A 14,817-nucleotide genomic window follows, 5' to 3' on the forward strand; every position below is an offset into this window, starting at 1 on the left:
ATGATCGATCCTCGAGACGTCATCGCCTACTCGCGGTGCTTCATGTTCGGCCCTTGGTGCCGCGGTGAACCGGCACTTACTATGGCCTCTGCTGACGTCTGGTGGCCCATCCCGTCGCCTCTCGACGCCGGTAGCACCGTGGCAGACCACCAGACCTCCCAGGGTAAGACGCGCGACCTTCCCGCTTATGCCTGTCGGATCTACGTCATGGCGATCCGTGCAAGTACCGGGCTTTGATGATGCTTGCCACCTCACCCCGCCATGCCGCCTCGTATCCGCTTCCTGTTCGTCAGGCCAGCGTTTTGCTTCGGGCTGCCTTCGGATTCCCCCTCACGGGAGACACCCTTGCCGTCAGCTAGCACTTCCCCTTGCCGGGCGTGCAGGGGACTTTCACCCCCAAGTCATTCCAAGGCACCACCCTTGGAAACAGCGCCCGTCAGGCGCTGCGCGCCATGCCTGGCGCACAAGCAAAAGCCCGCCATCGATGACGATGGCGGGCTTCTGCTTGGCGCTCAGGAATGTTCCACGTGAAACATCGCGTCAGACGTCGAGATTGGCGACTAGGGCATTGCGCTCGATGAAGTCGCGGCGCGGCTCGACCTCGTCCCCCATCAGGGTGTTGAACATCATGTCGGCCGCCACGGCATCCTCGATGGAGACCCGCAGCATGCGCCGCGTCTCGGGATTCATGGTGGTCTCCCAGAGCTGCTCGGGGTTCATCTCGCCGAGGCCCTTGTAGCGCTGGATAGAGAGCCCTCGTTGCGCCTCGCCCATCAGCCACTCCAGGGCATCGTAGAAGCTCGCCACGGGGCGCTGTCGCTCGCCGCGGGCGATATAGGCGCCCTCCTCGAGCAGTCCATCCAGGGTCTCGCCCAGGCCGGTCATGGCGCGATAGTCGGCGCTGGTGAAGAAGTCCAGCCCCCAGACGTAGTCGGTGGTGACGCCGTGGGCGGCCAGGGTGACCGCGGGCAGGTAGAGGCCACGCTCGTCGTCCGCCTCGATACGGAAGGTGTAGCGCGGGCCACCCTCGTAGGCCACAAGGGCGTCCATCTCTGTCTGCAGCTGCTCGATCCAGTTCTGCATGGTAACGCGATCGCGCAGGCTCTCCTCGCCCTCTAGGCGCGCCGCATGCACGACCTTGCGCAGCACTTCATTGGGATAGACCCGCGACAGGCGATCGATGCGGCGCATCACGTCACGGTACTGCTCCACCAGGGATTCCAGCTGGGAACCGCTGATCGCCGGGGCATCGGCGTTGACGTAGAGGCGGGCCCCGTCCAGCGCGCTGCTGGTCAGGTAGTCGGTCATCGCCTGCTCGTCCTTGAGGTAGAGCTCCTGCTTGCCGCGCTTCACCTTGTAGAGCGGCGGCTGAGCGATGAACACATGGCCACGCTCGATCAGCTGCGACATCTGGCGGAAGAAGAAGGTCAGCAGCAAGGTGCGGATGTGGGAGCCATCCACATCGGCGTCGGTCATGATGATGATGGAGTGATAGCGCAGTTTGTCGGGGTTGAACTCCTCGCGTCCGATGCCGCAGCCCAGGGCGGTGATCAGGGTGCCCACCTCTGCCGAGGAGAGCATCTTGTCGAAGCGCGCCTTCTCCACGTTGAGGATCTTGCCCTTGAGGGGCAGGATCGCCTGGGTGCGGCGGTCACGGCCCTGCTTGGCGCTGCCACCGGCGGAGTCACCCTCGACCAGGAAGAGCTCGGAGAGGCTAGGGTCCTTCTCCTGGCAATCGGCCAGCTTGCCCGGCAGGCCGGCGATGTCCAGGGCCCCCTTGCGCCGGGTCATGTCCCGCGCCTTGCGCGCCGCCTCCCGAGCCCGGGCGGCGTCGAGCATCTTGTTGACGATGGCCTTGGCCTCATTGGGCTTCTCCACCAGGTACTCGGCGAACAGCCGGCCCATCTCCTGCTCCACCGCGGTCTTCACTTCGGAGGAGACCAGCTTGTCCTTGGTCTGGGAGGAGAACTTGGGGTCGGGCACCTTCACCGAGACGATCGCGGTAAGACCCTCGCGGGCGTCGTCGCCGGAGGTGTTGATCTTGGCCTTCTTGAGCAGCCCCTCGGCCTCGATGTAGCCGTTGAGGGTGCGCGTCAGCGCCGCCCGGAACCCCGCCAGGTGAGTACCTCCGTCACGCTGCGGGATGTTGTTCGTGTAGCAGAAGATGTTCTCGTTGAAGGAGTCGCTCCACTGCATCGCCACCTCCACCCCGACGCCATCCTCGCGCTCGGCGTTGAAGTGGAACACCGGGTTGAGCACCGTCTTGTTGGTGTTGAGGTGGTCGACGAAGGCCTGCAGGCCGCCCTCGTAGTGGAACAGCTCCTCCTTGCCGCTGCGCTCGTCGATCAGACGGATCGCCACGCCGGAATTGAGGAAGGAGAGCTCACGCAGGCGCTTGGCCAGGATATCGTAGTGGAACTCGATATTGGCGAAGGTCTCCTGGGAGGGGCGGAAGTGCACCCGGGTGCCCGACTTCTCGGTCCTCCCGACCACCGACAACGGCGCCTGGGGCACGCCGTGGCGATAGAGCTGCTCGTGCACCTCGCCGGCGCGCCAGATGGTCAGGCGCAGCTCCTCGGAGAGGGCATTGACCACCGAGACACCGACCCCGTGCAGGCCACCCGAGACCTTGTAGGAGTTGTCGTCGAACTTGCCCCCGGCATGCAGCACCGTCATGATCACCTCGGCGGCGGAGACACCCTCCTCCGAGTGGATGTCGGTGGGGATACCACGTCCGTTGTCGCTCACCGTCACCGACTCGTCGGGATGGATCACCACGCGGATCTCGCTGCAGAAACCGGCGAGGGCCTCGTCGATGGAGTTGTCCACCAGCTCGAACACCATGTGGTGCAGGCCCGTGCCGTCATCGGTGTCGCCGATATACATGCCAGGACGCTTGCGCACGGCGTCCAGCCCCTTGAGGACCTTGATGCTCGATGAGTCGTAGGCCTGTTCGCTCATTGACTGCTCCGTCATGAAATCTGTCGTTCCCGTGGCAGCAGCTCACCGCTTCCAGCCGCCGAACGTTTCACGTGAAACATCGCCAGCGGGGTATCGGCCCGCCACAAATCCGCCAGGGCATCGGGCTCGATGCTGGTGATGAACACCTGGCAGCGCATATTTTCCAGCCAGCGGCAGAAGAGCCGTCGATGCGAGGCATCAAGCTCCGCCGGCAAGTCGTCGATCAGGTAGACGCAGCGTCGCCCCGTGCTCGCCTCCAGTAGCCGCCCCTGGGCCAGCTTCATGGCGCTGACCACCAGCTTCTGCTGGCCGCGCGACAGCACCTCGATGGCGGGGCGCTTGCCGAGGCGAATGGCCAGATCGGCCCGCTGTGGCCCTTGCTGGGTAAAACCCATCTGGCGATCGACATCGCGTCCCTGGCGAAGCACCTCGGCGAGGCTTCGTCGCCGGTCCCAGCCCCGCGTGTAGCGCAGCCGAAGTCCCTCCAGGGGAAGCAGGCCAGCCAGGGTCTCCTCGAACACCGGCAGGAAGGCCTCGACCCAGGCGCCACGCATGGCGTCGATGCGCTCGCTCCAGTGCACCAGCTCGTGTTCCCAGGCCGTCAGGGAAGCATCGGACATTCTACCATGCCTGAGCAGGGCGTTCCGATGTTTCAGGGCGCGCCGGGCGCGCTGCCAGGCCTCGAGGAAGTCGTGTTTCACGTGAAACACTCCCCAATCGAGAAACTCGCGCCGCCCGGCAGGTGACCCCTCCAGCAAGCGGAAGGCGTCGGGGTTGATCAGCTGCAGGGGCAGGGTCTCCACCAGGCTGGCGAGACGACCGACCCGTTCTCCGGCGAGGCGGATCTCCAGCTCACCCTCGCTGCGGCGACGCCGCACCCCGAAGGGTATCGGCGGCTCGCCCGCCAGCCGCCCATGCACCAGCAGCTCCTCGCCCTCGTGGGCGATGACGTGGCGCATGTTGCGGGTGCGGAAGGAGCGTCCCATGCCGAGGATATGGATCCCCTCCAGCAGGCTGGTCTTGCCGCTGCCGTTCTCGCCGGTGATCAGGTTGACCCGGGATACCGGTTCAAAATCAACAGGTTGGAGGTTTCTCAGGCCGTGGAGGACGAGGCGATCGAGGGGCATGGGGGCACGGCAGGCAGGGGGCGGCCCAATCGGGCCGCCCGGGAATGGGTCACAGGCGCATGGGCATGACGACGTAGAGCGCATCGCCACCGCCGGGCTCCTCCATCAGCGCGCTGCTGTTGGAGTCTGCCAGGGTCATCTGCACACGATCCTCGTCCAGGGCATTGAGCACATCGACCAGGTAGCCGACGTTGAAGCCGATCTCCAGGGGACCGCCGCTGTACTCGATGGCGATGTTCTCCTCGGCCTCCTCCTGCTCCGGGTTGTTGGCCATCACCCGCAGGTTGCCCTCCTCGAGGTTGAGGCGCACGCCGCGGTACTTCTCGTTGGAGAGAATGGCGGTGCGCGAGAGGACCTGACGCAACTCGGCGCGGTCGGCGATGAACACCTTGTCGCCACCCCGGGGCACCACCCGCTCGTAGTCGGGGAACTTGCCATCCACCAGCTTGGAGGTGAAGGTGAAGTCGCCGGTGTGCGCCCGGATATGGCTGGCACCCAGGGTCAGGCTGACCGGGTCCTCGCCGTCGTCCAGCAGGCGCACCAGCTCCAAGATCCCCTTGCGCGGCACGATCAGCTTCTGGGGCGACTCCATGCGCAGCTCCGCCGGGCGCGAGCAGACCGCCAGCCGGTGGCCGTCGGTGGCCACGGCGCGGATCAGGTTGTCGCGCATTTCCAGCAGCATGCCGTTAAGGTAGTAGCGCACGTCCTGCTGCGCCATGGCGAAGGAGGTGGCGTCGATCAGCTGCTTGAGCACGCCACGCGGCAGGCTGAGCTCGAGACTGCCCGGGCTCTCCTCGACGCTGGGGAACTCCGCCACCGGCAGGGTGGAGAGGGTGAAGCGCGAGCGCCCGCTGCGCAGCACCGCCCTGCCCTCCTCGAGGGAGAACTGGAGCTCGGCCTGGTCGGGCAGCGACTTGCAGATGTCCATCAGCTTGCGGGCCGGCACGGTGACGCTACCCGGCTCATCCACGCGACTGGCCACGGTGCGCCCGATCAGCTCCACTTCCAGGTCGGTCCCGGTCAGGGCGAGCTCTTCCTGGCCCACCTGGATCAGCACGTTGGAGAGCACCGGCAGGGTCTGGCGGCGCTCCACCACGCCGGCGACCAGCGTCAGCGGCCGCAGCAGCGCCTCGCGGGAGATGGAAAATTTCATGACGGCTCCACGTCTTGTCCTGAAGGGTTGCAGCCGGCGGCCCGGCCGAACGGCATGGGGACCATTAAACCACAAGCCGGCGATGTCTCGGAGGTGGCCGTGCTCAGCTGGTCAGCAGCCGCAGCAGGTTCTTGTAGTCCTCGCGGATGTCGGCGTTCTCCTCCTGCAGCTGCTGCACCTTGCGACAGGCATGCAGCACCGTGGTGTGGTCGCGGCCGCCGAAGGCGTCACCGATCTCAGGCAGGCTGTGGTTGGTGAGTTCCTTGGCCAGGGCCATGGCCACCTGGCGCGGACGGGCCACGGAGCGCGAGCGGCGCTTGGAGAGCAGGTCCGCCAGCTTGATCTTGTAGTACTCGGCCACGGTGCGCTGGATGTTGTCGACCCCCACCTGCTTGTCCTGCAGGGCCAGCAGGTCCTTGAGCGACTCGCGGATGAAGTCCTGGGTGATCGGCTTGCCCATGAAGTGGGAATCGGCGATCACCTTCTTCAGGGCTCCCTCCAGCTCGCGCACGTTGGAGCGGATCTTCTGGGCGATGAAGAAGGCGGCGTCGTGGGGCAGGTCGACCTTGGCCTGGTCGGCCTTCTTCATCAGGATCGCCACACGGGTCTCCAGCTCGGGCGGCTCGATGGCCACCGTCAGGCCCCAGCCGAAGCGCGACTTGAGTCGCTCCTCTACGCCGCTGATCTCCTTGGGATAGCGGTCGGAGGTCAGGATCATCTGCTGGCCGCCCTCGAGCAGGGCATTGAAGGTGTGGAAGAACTCCTCCTGGGAGCGCTCCTTGCCGGCGAAGAACTGGATATCGTCGATCAGCAGGGCATCGACGCTACGGTAGAAGCGCTTGAAGTCGTTGATAGCGTTGAGCTGCAGCGCCTTAACCATGTCGGCCACGAAGCGCTCGGAGTGCAGGTAGACCACCCGGGCGTTCTCGCGCCGTCCGGCCAGGGCATTGCCCACCGCGTGCATCAGGTGGGTCTTGCCCAGGCCGACCCCACCGTAGAGGAACAGCGGGTTGTAGGCGCCGCCGGGATTCTCCGACACCTGCCGCGAGGCGGCCCGGGCCAGCTGGTTGGACTTGCCCTCCACGAAGGTCTCGAAGGTGAAGTTGGGGTTGAGGCCGCTGTTGTGCTTGAGGCTCCCCTCCACCTGGACCTGGCGCTCGCCGCCAGGGCGCCGGGGCGCGTCCTCCTCCTGGCGAGTGATCTCCTTCTCGTCGGCCACGTCACCCCGTGGCGGCGTGTGTACCGCCGGCGCCGCCGGACGCCGTGGCGCGGCCGATACCGGGTTGCCCAGCTCCCGCGGCTGCGGGCGCGGTGCGCTGCGACGACTGCCGACGCTCAGCACCACCTTGGGAGGACGGGCCGGCGACAGCTCGCGCAGCAGCTCGGCGATTCGCTTGGCGTACTTGTCGCTGACCCAGTCGCGCACGAAGCGGTTGGGCGCCAGCAGGCACAGCTCACCCCCCTCGCCCTCCTCGGCCTGGAGGGGGCGAACCCAGGTATTGAACTGCTGGGAGCTCAACTCGTCCTGCAGGGTATCCAGACACTGTTGCCAGAGAGCCAGCGACACGCGACCTCACCATGGTTGTGGAGAAAGGACCGTGCATTGTATCGCCCAGCGCCACTGTTATCCACACCCCGCCAACCCCTGCACCAGGCTGTGGAAAACAGGCCGACTGGCTGGCGACAGCCTAGGGAACGAATGGGGAGCCTTCCCCGGCTGTGGACGAAAGCAGGGGTTATCCACCGGTTATCCCACCTCGGGCCACCGCTCATCCCGAGCTTGCCCACCTATCGGTACCAAGGCCAGGCGACTGAGATGGTGAGAGATATGGGCGTTATCCACAGATAAGCTTCTCCCCAGTAATCACTGCGTGTAACAAATAACCCTAGTAATAGTAGGAAGACAGACCCAGACGGGACACTACAGGCGGGTGATCCCCTGGTCCCGACCGGTCATCTCCCCCGAATCCCTGGCAATACCCAAAGGCGGCGATTGGCGATGCGGTCGAGACAGGGAAAAATTGCACCGCCGGCGGGAAATCACTACAATTTCCGGTCTTGAACAGAACCGGCTCGGACTCCCCCGTGGATTCCGGGCACCTCGCAATCGACGATTCGTCCAGAAAACCACGTGGGAATAACGAGTTATGAAACGTACCTTTCAGCCCAGCGTCCTCAAGCGCAAGCGTACACACGGTTTCCGTGCCCGGATGGCCACCAAGAACGGCCGCGCCGTGCTGGCTCGTCGTCGTGCCAAGGGCCGCAAGCGCCTGAGCGCCTGATCACGGACCCTGCGTGTCCCGTCAGTCGTTTCCCCGCCGTCTGCGCCTGCTGACGGCCGGGGATTACCGGCAGGTCTTCGACAATGCCGCCTTCAAGGTCCACGGCAAGGGCCTGATGGCACTGGCGGCACCCAATGGCCTGGGACATCCTCGCCTGGGGCTGGTGGTCAGCAAGAAGAGCCTGCGCCGCGCCGTCGACCGCAACCGCATCAAGCGACTGGCGCGCGAGTCGGTCAGGCTCCAGCAGCAGCGGCTTCCCGCTGTGGATATCGTGCTGCTGTCGCGCCGAGGTATCGGCGAGCTGGACAATGCCACCCTGCAGCGGCAACTCGTCGGGATGTGGCGACGCCTGGAACGCGAGGTACACAAGGCTGCCTCCCGTCGCGCCGAGAACGGCGATGCCCCGCCAACCTCCGACCGGAGCCCGCGAGAGCATGAGCGCCCCCCTTCGCAGTGCCAAGGTTCGCCAGGTCACGCTTGACGTCGTCGGGGCGAGCCTCGAAAGTCCGTGTTCGGAAGTCAGCCTGCCCCCGGCAGGCTTTTGTCTATCTCGGGCGGATGAAACGCCTTCCGCCACCGGCATGTTCACTACCCATCGGGCAGAACCCTCATGGACGTAAAACGACTCCTATTGCTGATTCCCCTGGCGGTGCTCGCCTACCTGATCGTCGTGCAGTGGAATCAGGACTATGGCCAGACCGCCGTCGAGCCCCAGGCTCCCTCCTTCTCCGCCAGCCAGTCCGCACCCCAGGCTCCCGAGAACCAGGCCGACGAGGATGGCCTGGCGGTGCCCTCGGCGAATCGCGGCGCCGACATGGCCCAGTCCATGCCGGGCGATGGCGAGGCCAGCACCGGGCGTGAGCTGATCGCGGTGGTCACCGACGTGCTCGACCTGCGCATCGATCCCCAGGGCGGCGACATCGTGTATGCCGCCCTGCCCCAGCACAAGCTGACCCTGGACGCCGAGCGCCCCTATGTGCTGCTCGCCGACGGCGAGACGCTCAGCTATGTGGCGCGCTCCGGGCTGCAGCTCGACGGCCAGTCGGGGCGTATCGGCTACACCCCGGAGAGCACCGAGTACCGCCTGGCCGAGGGCGACAAGCGGCTGCAGGTCGACCTGACCGCTGAGGTGAACGGCGTCGAGGTGATCAAGCGCTTCTCCTTCGAGCGCGACAGCTACGCCGTTGACGTCGAGTACCTGCTGGCCAATGCCACCGAGACCCCGGTATCGGCGCGCTTCATCGGCCAGCTCGCCCGCGACAACAGCCCCGACCCCTCCAGCGGTCCCAAGATGGGGATGCGCTCCTACCTGGGCGCGGCCTACTCCACCCCCGAGGATCGCTACCTGAAGGTCGACTTCGAGGAGATCCAGGAGGGCAACTTCGACAACCGCGAGGCCGAGGGCGGCTGGGTGGCGATCATCCAGCACTACTTCGTCAGCGCCTGGGCGCCGCCCCAGAACCAGCAGAACCTCTACTACGCCACCAGCGACTCCCGCGGGCGCAACGTCGCCGCCTTCGCCGGCCCCGTCACCGAGGTCGCCGCCGATGGCGAGGCGCGCCTGGGGGCGACACTCTACATGGGTCCCAAGGTGCAGGACTACATGGAGGCCGTGGCGCCCAACCTGAAGCTGACCGTCGACTTCGGCTGGCTGTGGTTCATCGCCAACCCGCTGTTCTGGCTGCTCGACAAGATCCACGACGTGATCGGCAACTGGGGCTGGTCCATCGTGCTGCTGACCATCCTGGTCAAGGCCGCGTTGTGGCCGCTCTCCGCCAAGGCCTACAAGTCCATGGCGCGCATGCGCAAGCTGGGCCCGGAGATGCAGCGTCTCAAGGAGCAGTACGGCGACGATCGCCAGAAGATGTCCCAGGAGATGATGAAGTTCTACCAGAAGGAGAAGATCAATCCTCTGGGCGGCTGCCTGCCGATCCTGGTACAGATGCCGGTGTTCATCGCCCTCTACTGGATGCTGCTGGAGTCCGTGGAGCTTCGCCACGCGCCCTTCATGTTCTGGATCCAGGACCTCTCGGTGAAGGATCCCTTCTTCATCCTGCCGATCCTGATGGGCGCCTCGATGTTCGTGCAGCAGATGCTCAACCCGACCCCGCCGGACCCCATGCAGGCGAAGATCATGAAGATGCTGCCCATCGTCTTCACCTTCTTCTTCCTGTGGTTCCCGGCCGGCCTGGTGATCTACTGGGTGGTGAACAACATCATCTCCATCGCCCAGCAGTACGTGATCACCCGCAGGATCGAGAACGACCCCAGCGTCGGCAAGGGCATGAAGACCAAGTAGGTCCGCCTCCGACCACGACTCACCGGACCCCCGCCCCGTGCGGGGGTCTGGCGTTTGGGGCGCCCGCCGCCGACAATGACGCCGCCAGCTCGAGGAGACCGCCATGCCCACCTTCCACGATCAGGACACCATCGCCGCCCTGGCCACCCCGCCGGGGCGCGGAGGGGTCGGCATCATCCGCGTCTCTGGGCCGCTGTGCGCGGCGATTGCCGAGGCGGTAATGGGCTACCGCCCCACCCCGCGCCACGCCCACTACGGCCCCTTCCGCGGCGAGCAGACGCTGATCGACGAGGGCCTCGCGCTGTTCTTCCCCGGCCCCCACTCCTTCACCGGCGAGGATGTCCTCGAGCTGCAGGGCCACGGTGGACCGGTGATCATGGACCTGCTGCTGGAGCGCTGCCTGGCGCTGGGTGCCCGGGTGGCACGCCCCGGGGAATTCTCCGAGCGTGCCTTCCTCAACGACAAGCTCGACCTGGCCCAGGCCGAGGCGATCGCCGACCTGATCGACGCCAGCTCCCGGGCGGCCGCGGAGAACGCCCTGCGCTCCCTGCAGGGCGACTTCTCGCGCCGGGTGGTCGCCCTGGTGGAGCGGCTGATCGAGCTGCGCATCTACGTGGAGGCGGCCATCGACTTCCCCGAGGAGGAGATCGACTTCCTGGGCGACGGCCGGGTCGCCGAGATGCTTGCCGCGGTGAAGGCCGAGCTGGCCGCGGTGCGCGCGGCCGCGGGGCAGGGCGCGCTGATGCGCGAGGGCATGAGCGTGGTGATCGCCGGGCGCCCCAACGCCGGCAAGTCGAGCCTGCTCAATGCTCTCACCGAGCAGGAGACCGCCATCGTCACCGACATCGCCGGCACCACCCGCGACGTGCTGCGTGAGCATATCCATATCGACGGCATGCCGCTGCATGTCATCGATACCGCCGGCCTGCGTGACACCCCCGACGCCGTGGAGAAGATCGGGGTAGCTCGGGCCTGGGAGGAGATCGAGAAGGCCGACCGGGTGCTGCTGCTGGTGGATGCCGCCACCTCCGAGGCCAGCGACCCCATGGCCATCTGGCCCGAGTTCGTGGCACGCCTTCCCGACCGCGCGCGGCTCACCCTGGTGCGCAACAAGATCGATGCGAGCGAGGAGGCTCCCGGGCTCGACCTGTCCACCGCCACGCCCATCGTGCGGCTATCGGCGAAGACCGGAGAGGGTGTGGATAAGCTGAAGGAGCACCTGAAGGCGGTGATGGGCTTCACCGCCACCGCCGAGGGACGCTTCTCGGCACGACGCCGCCACCTCGACGCCCTGGATCGCGCCGAGCAGGCCCTGGCCAGCGGCGAGGCCCAGCTCACCGGCTACGGCGCCGGCGAGCTGCTCGCCGAGGACCTGCGGGATGCCCAGCAGGCGCTGGGCGAGATCACCGGGGAATTCAGCGCCGATGACCTGCTGGGCGAGATCTTCGGCAGCTTCTGTATCGGCAAGTAAAGAGGGGGGCTACTCCCCCACCCACCAGTCGCCGCGGTAGTCGGCGGTGTCCCCCAGGAGCGGCACCACGCGTGCCATGGCGTCGGCGAGACGCGCGTCCAGCCCCCAGGGCGGGTTGACCACCAGCATGCCGCTGCCGAACATGCCGCGCGCCTCCTGGCCCGGCTGTCGCTGGCGCAGCTCGCTGCGCCACACCTTGCGTATCCCGCCCGCCTTCACCGCCTCCAGCAGCTCATGGTGGCGTCCTGCCGGGAGCAGCGGATACCACACCAGCACCACCGCATGACGTGCCTTGCGCAGGGTCGCCAGCAGGGCCTCGGCCACCTCGCTGTACTCCGCCTTGCGCTCGTAGCTGGGGTCGATCAGCACGCAGAGCCGCGGGGTGGCCACCGGTAGCCGCTCGACCAGCCCCTTGAGGCCGTCGCCATGGATGGCGCGCACCCCTTCCGCGGGGGCCTGGCCCGTGAGGTGGCCATGCTCGCCGGGGTGCAGCTCGAAGAGCAGCTGGCGATCCCGGGGACGCAGGCGTCGCCCCATCCACCAGGGCGACCCCGGATAGTGGCTGAGCCGTCCGGCCCGCGGCTGCGCCTCGGCCAGCGCCGCCAGCCACCCTGCCAGCAGGGGCTCCTCGTCCAGTTTCCGGCGCGCCTCCCACAGCAGCAGCACCCCCTCACGGTACTCGTGCAGCCTAGCGGTCTCCTCCGCGGTCAGGGGGTAGACACCCCGGCCGGCATGGGTATCGATGAACGTAATGGGTGAATCTTTACGTAATAGGTGATCGATGACCGCATGCAGGGTCAGGTGCTTGTGGATATCGGCGAAGTTGCCGGCGTGGTAGGCGTGCTGGTAAGAGAGCATGGGTCCGGATCCGCGAATCGGCAAGGGACACAAAGGGCCCGCCACGGCTGTGGCGGGCCCGACAGGTTACCGCTGGAGGTCGAGGCGACGACGCTTACTGGAAGCGGCTCTCGATCGGCGTGAGCGTGATCTCGACGCGACGGTTCTGGGCGCGTCCCGCCTCGGTGTTGTTGCTGGCCACCGGCTGGTTCTCACCATAGCCCACCATGTTGAGACGGGCACCCGCCACGCCAGCATTCATCAGGTAGTTGCCCACCGCCTGGGCGCGTCGCTCGGAGAGACGCTGGTTGTAGCCGGCATCACCGGTGCTGTCGGTGTGGCCGGCGATGTTGACCCGGGTGTCGTCGTACTGGGTCAGGATGCGGGCGACGTCGTTGAGCGCGCTGCGGGCGTTAGGGGTCAACTCGCTGGAGTCGAAGCCGAAGGTCACCTCGCTGGGCATGTTGAGCACGATGTCGTCGCCACGGCGATCGACGCCGATGCCGGTGCCCTGAGTGCTCTGGCGCAGCTGCTCCTCCTGGCGGTCCATGTAGGCGCCGATGCCGGCCCCGGCGGCAGCACCCACGGCGGCCCCCACCAGGGCGCGGTCACGGCGGCTGGTGCTGCCGTCGCCGCTCAGGGCGCCGGCCACGGCACCCACCGCCGCGCCGATGGCGGCACCGGTGCCGGTCTGGTTGCGGTCGGTCTGGCCGCTGTAAGGGTCGGTGGTGGCACAGCCGGCCAGCAGCACGGCGGCGGCCAGCGGGGCCATGAAACGAAGGGGCTTGGTCATCGTGGCATTCTCCTTGGTTGGGTCGTTGGCCCGGTCGATCATCCCTGGGGCCGTCAATGGCAGCGATTGCGATGAGCGTAGCACAGGCGTCATCAGGTCTCGTCGATGGACGCCAGCAGTTCGTTCAAGAATAGTAGACCTCGGGGGGAGGCTTGAAGCCTGTCGGCGTCTTCCACCAGAAGTCCTTTTTTGCGGGCGCCGGCGAGCCGTGCCGCGAGCCTCTCCCGCGGCTGGCCGGTGGCGGCCTCCCACACGGCCATCGGCACCCCCTCGGGGAGGCGCAGGGCATTCATGGCGAACTCCAGCGCCAGCTCCTCGTGGTCGACGGGATGGGCATCGGCGACGAAGCCACGCGGGTCCTGGCGGCGGCGCAGGTAGGCCTCCGGCTGGCGGCTCTTCCAGCGGCGCTCGATGGCCAGGCCGCCGGCACCATCGGCCCGGCTCAGCTTGCCGTGGGCCCCGGCGCCGATCCCCAGGTAGTCGCCGAAGCGCCAGTAGTTGAGGTTATGGCGCGAACGCCTCCCCGGGCGGGCATACGCCGAGATCTCGTAGCGCTGCAGGCCCGCCGCCTCCAGGCGCTCGTGGCCACGATCCTGGATCTCCCACAGCGCCTCCTCCTCGGGCAGCGCCGGCGGGTAGCGGTAGAACTCGGTGTTGGGCTCCAGGGTGAGCTGGTACCAGGAGAGGTGCTCCGGCGCCAGCGCCAGGGCCCTCTCCAGGTCCGCCAGGGCCATCTCCGGCGTCTGCCCGGGCAGGCCGTGCATCAGGTCGACGTTGAGGTTGTCGAAGCCCGCCGCGCGCGCCTCGGCAAAGGCGGCCTCGGCGTCGTCACCGTCGTGGATACGGCCCAGTGCCGCGAGCTGCTCGGCCTGGAAGCTCTGTACCCCCAGCGACAGGCGGTTGATCCCGGCCTCGCGGTACCCGGCGAAGCGGCCGCGCTCCAGGGTGCCGGGGTTGGCCTCCAGGGTGATCTCGCTATCGGCCGCCAGCGGCAGGCGCGCGGCGACCCCGTTAAGCAGGCGACGGTAGAAGCCGGCGGAGAGCAGGCTCGGGGTGCCGCCGCCGATGAAGACGCTGGCAAGCTCGCGCCCGCCGGCGAGCGGCAGGTCGGCATCGAGGTCGGCGAGCAGCGCCTCGAGGTACTCTGCCTCGGGCAGCGTCGCCGAACGGCCGATGCCGTGGGAGTTGAAATCGCAGTAGGGGCACTTGCGCACGCACCAGGGCACGTGCACATAGAGCGAAAGCGGGGGCAGCGAGGTCATGGGGCCTTGTCGCCGCCGCGGAAGCGTTCGACCAGCGCCTGCAGTGCCCGTCCGCGATGGCTCAGGCGGTTCTTCTCCGCCGCCGGCAGCTCGGCGACGCTCAGCCCTTGGTCGGGGAGCCAGAACAGCGGGTCATAGCCGAAGCCGCCCTCACCACGGGGGTGCGCGAGGATCTCGCCCTCCCAGCTCCGCTGGACGATGATCGGCACGGGGTCCTCGGCATGGCGCAGGAAGACCAGCACGCACCAGTAGCGCGCGGTGCGCCGCCCCTCGGGCACCTCGGCCAGGGCCTCGAGCAGCCGCGTGTTGTTGCGCGCATCGCTCTTGGGCTCGCCGGCGAAGCGCGCCGAGTAGATACCGGGCGCCCCGTCGAGGGCATCGACTTCCAGCCCCGAGTCGTCGGCCAGGGCCGGCAGGCCACTGACGCGGCTCGCCTCGCGGGCCTTGAGCAGGGCGTTCTCGACGAAGGTCAGGCCGGTCTCCTCCACCTCGGGCACGGCGAAGTCGGACTGGGGACGCACCTGCATGCCCAGCGGCGCCAGCAGCTGGGCGAACTCGCGCAGCTTGCCGGGGTTGCCGCTGGCCAGCACCAGGGTCGCGGATAGGGTCATCGGGCTCCTCTCGGTGACGGG

General features: G+C 67.3%; 13 protein-coding genes. 5 read left to right on the plus strand and 8 right to left on the minus strand.

Translation table 11 applies throughout. The features are described from left to right. On the plus strand, positions 1-237 hold a 237-nt coding region (locus BLP95_RS16985), incomplete at its 5' end, for a hypothetical protein (protein WP_089678837.1). 303 nt (positions 238-540) lie between these two features. Here the strand turns inward: BLP95_RS16985 and gyrB are convergent. From gyrB to dnaA, 4 genes are all read right to left on the minus strand, one after another. Then, complete coding sequence (gyrB, locus tag BLP95_RS10100; RefSeq protein ID WP_089678840.1) at positions 541-2,961, minus strand: DNA topoisomerase (ATP-hydrolyzing) subunit B; 2,421 nt, start codon at positions 2,959-2,961, stop codon at positions 541-543. A gap of 11 nt (positions 2,962-2,972) precedes the next feature. Beyond that, positions 2,973-4,088 carry a DNA replication/repair protein RecF gene (gene recF / locus BLP95_RS10105; protein WP_089678843.1) on the minus strand — a complete coding sequence of 372 codons (1,116 nt, stop codon included), beginning with the start codon at positions 4,086-4,088 and terminating at the stop codon, positions 2,973-2,975. A 49-nt stretch (positions 4,089-4,137) separates the two neighbouring features. Further along, the gene (gene dnaN, locus BLP95_RS10110; RefSeq protein WP_089678845.1) at positions 4,138-5,241 is read right to left on the minus strand and encodes a DNA polymerase III subunit beta; all 1,104 of its coding nucleotides are present in this window, start codon (positions 5,239-5,241) and stop codon (positions 4,138-4,140) included. Between the two features lie 103 nt (positions 5,242-5,344). After that, positions 5,345-6,808, minus strand: coding sequence for a chromosomal replication initiator protein DnaA (dnaA, locus tag BLP95_RS10115; RefSeq protein ID WP_089678848.1), 1,464 nt, complete (start codon positions 6,806-6,808; stop codon positions 5,345-5,347). Between the two features lie 580 nt (positions 6,809-7,388). On the opposite strand from dnaA, the gene rpmH reads away from it, so the two are divergent. From rpmH to mnmE, 4 genes are all read left to right on the plus strand, one after another. Continuing rightward, positions 7,389-7,523 carry a 50S ribosomal protein L34 gene (gene rpmH, locus BLP95_RS10120; RefSeq protein WP_023005112.1) on the plus strand — a complete coding sequence of 45 codons (135 nt, stop codon included), beginning with the start codon at positions 7,389-7,391 and terminating at the stop codon, positions 7,521-7,523. A gap of 13 nt (positions 7,524-7,536) precedes the next feature. Further along, positions 7,537-8,004 carry a ribonuclease P protein component gene (gene rnpA, locus BLP95_RS10125; protein ID WP_089678851.1) on the plus strand — a complete coding sequence of 156 codons (468 nt, stop codon included), beginning with the start codon at positions 7,537-7,539 and terminating at the stop codon, positions 8,002-8,004. 129 nt (positions 8,005-8,133) lie between these two features. Beyond that, the gene (gene yidC, locus BLP95_RS10130) at positions 8,134-9,822 is read left to right on the plus strand and encodes a membrane protein insertase YidC (protein ID WP_089678854.1); all 1,689 of its coding nucleotides are present in this window, start codon (positions 8,134-8,136) and stop codon (positions 9,820-9,822) included. Positions 9,823-9,925: 103 nt separating this feature from the next. Continuing rightward, the gene (mnmE, locus tag BLP95_RS10135) at positions 9,926-11,293 is read left to right on the plus strand and encodes a tRNA uridine-5-carboxymethylaminomethyl(34) synthesis GTPase MnmE (RefSeq protein WP_089678857.1); all 1,368 of its coding nucleotides are present in this window, start codon (positions 9,926-9,928) and stop codon (positions 11,291-11,293) included. 9 nt (positions 11,294-11,302) lie between these two features. Here the strand turns inward: mnmE and BLP95_RS10140 are convergent, their stop codons facing one another. From BLP95_RS10140 to rdgB, 4 genes are all read right to left on the minus strand, one after another. Further along, on the minus strand, positions 11,303-12,151 hold the full coding sequence (locus tag BLP95_RS10140) for a 23S rRNA (adenine(2030)-N(6))-methyltransferase RlmJ (protein WP_089678860.1): 849 nt from the start codon (positions 12,149-12,151) through the stop codon (positions 11,303-11,305). A 94-nt stretch (positions 12,152-12,245) separates the two neighbouring features. Then, positions 12,246-12,923, minus strand: a complete 678-nt coding sequence (locus tag BLP95_RS10145; protein WP_089678863.1) for a YiaD family glycine zipper/OmpA-like lipoprotein — start codon at positions 12,921-12,923, stop codon at positions 12,246-12,248. 92 nt (positions 12,924-13,015) lie between these two features. After that, the gene (gene hemW, locus BLP95_RS10150) at positions 13,016-14,185 is read right to left on the minus strand and encodes a radical SAM family heme chaperone HemW (RefSeq protein ID WP_089678866.1); all 1,170 of its coding nucleotides are present in this window, start codon (positions 14,183-14,185) and stop codon (positions 13,016-13,018) included. Further along, entirely contained in the window at positions 14,182-14,796 is a 615-nt protein-coding gene (rdgB, locus tag BLP95_RS10155) for an RdgB/HAM1 family non-canonical purine NTP pyrophosphatase (protein ID WP_089678868.1), read from the minus strand. The genes hemW and rdgB overlap by 4 nt, the downstream gene beginning before the upstream one ends. Positions 14,797-14,817 lie beyond the last annotated feature (21 nt).

This window comes from Halomonas shengliensis (assembly GCF_900104135.1).
Taxonomy (GTDB): Bacteria; Pseudomonadota; Gammaproteobacteria; order Pseudomonadales; family Halomonadaceae; genus Halomonas; species Halomonas shengliensis.

Coding starts and splice junctions, on each gene's coding strand:
- mnmE (WP_089678857.1), top strand. CDS start 9,926: ATGCCCACCTTCCACGATCAGGACACCATCGCCGCCCTGGCCACCCCG.
- BLP95_RS10145 (WP_089678863.1), bottom strand. CDS start 12,923: ATGACCAAGCCCCTTCGTTTCATGGCCCCGCTGGCCGCCGCCGTGCTG.
- rdgB (WP_089678868.1), bottom strand. CDS start 14,796: ATGACCCTATCCGCGACCCTGGTGCTGGCCAGCGGCAACCCCGGCAAG.
- BLP95_RS10140 (WP_089678860.1), bottom strand. CDS start 12,151: ATGCTCTCTTACCAGCACGCCTACCACGCCGGCAACTTCGCCGATATC.
- dnaN (WP_089678845.1), bottom strand. CDS start 5,241: ATGAAATTTTCCATCTCCCGCGAGGCGCTGCTGCGGCCGCTGACGCTG.
- recF (WP_089678843.1), bottom strand. CDS start 4,088: ATGCCCCTCGATCGCCTCGTCCTCCACGGCCTGAGAAACCTCCAACCT.
- hemW (WP_089678866.1), bottom strand. CDS start 14,185: ATGACCTCGCTGCCCCCGCTTTCGCTCTATGTGCACGTGCCCTGGTGC.
- rpmH (WP_023005112.1), top strand. CDS start 7,389: ATGAAACGTACCTTTCAGCCCAGCGTCCTCAAGCGCAAGCGTACACAC.
- gyrB (WP_089678840.1), bottom strand. CDS start 2,961: ATGAGCGAACAGGCCTACGACTCATCGAGCATCAAGGTCCTCAAGGGG.
- yidC (WP_089678854.1), top strand. CDS start 8,134: ATGGACGTAAAACGACTCCTATTGCTGATTCCCCTGGCGGTGCTCGCC.